This is a genomic window from Actinoplanes sp. NPDC026623, from assembly GCF_040638275.1.
Classification (GTDB): Bacteria; Actinomycetota; Actinomycetes; order Mycobacteriales; family Micromonosporaceae; genus Actinoplanes.
This window is the reverse complement of the sequence record NZ_JBEZXZ010000411.1, coordinates 1-2,182: the sequence shown is the minus strand read 5'-3', so window position 1 is coordinate 2,182 and position 2,182 is coordinate 1. Positions and strand designations below refer to the sequence as shown.

Genomic DNA, 2,182 nt, shown 5'->3' with positions numbered 1-2,182 from the left:
CACACCGGTGCCCGGCCCGGGCGGGCGCCTGATCGCCGTCGACGGCACCTCGATGGCCGCGGCCCACGTGGCGGGGGTGGCGGCGCTGCTGTTCCAGGCCCGCCCCGACGCAGGCGTGGCCGACGTCGAGCGCGCGCTGGTCGAGAGCGCGCGGCCGCTGGCCGGCGATCGTCGCGCGCGACAGGGCCGCGGCCTGGTCGATCCGCTCGGTGCCCTGCGGCACCTGGTCGAGGGGGCGCCATGCCACGATCGGCGCGGGTAGACCCCCGGTTGAGCCGTCAGCTGGCGGCGGCCGGGTCGGCGGGACCGGTGCACGCCATCCTGATCGTGGCCGGCGAGGCGAGCGGTCCGGCCGTGATCGCAGCGGCGAGCGCGGCGACCGGCCAGGTGCCGGCGGACGTGCGCCACCTGCCCCGCGCCGGTGCCGTGATCCTGACGGCGCCGGCGAACTACCTGCGCGTGCTGCTCGACGATCACCGGGTCACTGTCGCGAGCGCGACGACGATCGACATCTTTCCCTGGTGAGACGAGGGCGCTCCAGCACGGACCTACGCGAACTGCGGGATCACCTCGCCGGCGAAGCGCAGCATCGGCTCGTGGTCGTAGGCGACTCGCGGCACATACACGATCACGTAGTCGGCGCCGGCCTCGACCATCCGCTCGATCCGCCCGATGGTGTCCGCCGTGGACTCCTGAAGGTTCAGCTCCAGGCCGGTGGACTTGATGATCCGGTCGTAGTCGCGGCCCAGCCTGTCGCAGTGCCCGCGCAGCACGTCGAGCTTCCGCTTGATCAGCTCGGGGTTGCCGCCGCCGACGTTGCAGGCGTCCGCGTACTGCGCGACGAGCTTCAGGGTGACCTTCTCGCCGCCGCCACCGAGCCAGAACGACGGGTGCGGCTTGCGGACGCCCTTGGGCTCGTTGATCGGGCCGTCGATCGAGTAGTGCCGGCCCGAGAAGACCGGCCGCTCCTCGGTCCACATCCGGTGCACGATCTCGACGGCCTCGCGGAACTCGCCCATCCGCTGCGGCACCTCGGTCCACTCGTAGCCGTAGGCCTTCCACTCGTGCTCATACCAGCCCGCGCCGAGCCCGGCGTAGAGGCGGCCGTGGCTGGCCACGTCGACAGTGGAGGCGATCTTGGCGTAGAGCGAGGGCTGGCGGTAGCCGTTGCAGCCGACCATCTGCCCGATGTTGATCCGGGTGGTGTCCCGGGCCAGGGTCGAGGTGACCGTCCAGCACTCGAAGGTGGTGTTGATCGTCGGCTCGGGGATCGTGTGGAAGTGGTCGTAGACCCACACCGAGTCCCACGGGCCGGCATCCGCGGCCTTGGCGACCGCGGTCATCGCCTCGTACTGCTCGACCGGGTCGGCGATCTCGACCAGATCCTGCTTCCATCCCTGCGGCACGAAGACTCCGAAACGCACGCTCATGCCCAGCAACGTACCCGATCATGGCAGGCCCTTCAGCCCCGCCGGAACATCAGGGCGCGGTCACCGCCGGTTGCTGCGCCAGCCGCGCGACGGTGGCGGCGAACAGGCTGCCGGCCGGGCACCGCGCGGCGACCGGCGCCACGTCGGCGCCGGTGTCGAGCCCGCGCAGCGTCGGCAGCATCGCCACCCGCAGGCCGAGCCGCAACGCCGCGACGGTCAGCGAGCCGAGGCCGGTCGACGGGCCGAGCGCGGCGTGCGCCGGCTCGCTCAGGCCGAACGCCCACCAGCCGTCGCCGGTGGTCGGCCCGAGCACCGCGTCGAAGTCGTCCAGCAGCCCGATCGCGCCGGCCAGCAGGTCCGGGGTGAGCTGCGGCGTCTCCGCCGCCACGAACAGCAGCGGGCCGGGGCACCGGCGGGTGCCCGCCAGTGCCCGCTCGACCGCGACGGCCCGGCCGGGCAGCGCCCGCACCGCCCGGATCGTGTCGGCGGCGGCCGCCAGGGTCAGCGTCGTCGCGTGCTCGGGCGAGTACTGCGGGCAGAGCCGGACGGCGGGCCCGGCCAGGCCGGACACCAGTTCCACGCCGGCCGGGCCGATGGACGGCCGGGGCCGGCACGGGCGCACCCGGCGGGCGTCGGGCCGCCGCCCGCCGGGGGGGGGGGGGGGGGGTGGGCGGCGGGGCCGGCGGCCCGCGGGGGGGGGGGGTGGTGGGGTGGTGGGGCATCCCGTGGCGGTCTGGGGTGGGGGGGGCCGG

General features: G+C 74.7%; 4 protein-coding genes. 2 read left to right on the top strand and 2 right to left on the bottom strand.

The window, feature by feature from the left end; all coding sequences use genetic code 11:
- Positions 1–262 (top strand): S8 family serine peptidase (locus AB0F10_RS45345; protein WP_360640782.1); only part of this gene is annotated, 262 nt, incomplete at its 5' end.
- An 8-nt stretch (positions 263–270) separates the two neighbouring features.
- A complete protein-coding gene (locus AB0F10_RS45340) occupies positions 271–525 on the top strand; it encodes a hypothetical protein (RefSeq protein WP_360640780.1) in 255 nt (84 codons plus the stop codon).
- A 23-nt stretch (positions 526–548) separates the two neighbouring features.
- Here the strand turns inward: AB0F10_RS45340 and AB0F10_RS45335 are convergent, their stop codons facing one another.
- On the bottom strand, positions 549–1,430 hold the full coding sequence (locus AB0F10_RS45335) for an LLM class F420-dependent oxidoreductase (protein ID WP_360640778.1): 882 nt from the start codon (positions 1,428–1,430) through the stop codon (positions 549–551).
- A gap of 49 nt (positions 1,431–1,479) precedes the next feature.
- Entirely contained in the window at positions 1,480–2,010 is a 531-nt protein-coding gene (locus tag AB0F10_RS45330) for a DUF2064 domain-containing protein (RefSeq protein ID WP_360640776.1), read from the bottom strand.
- Positions 2,011–2,182: the final 172 nt, after the last annotated feature.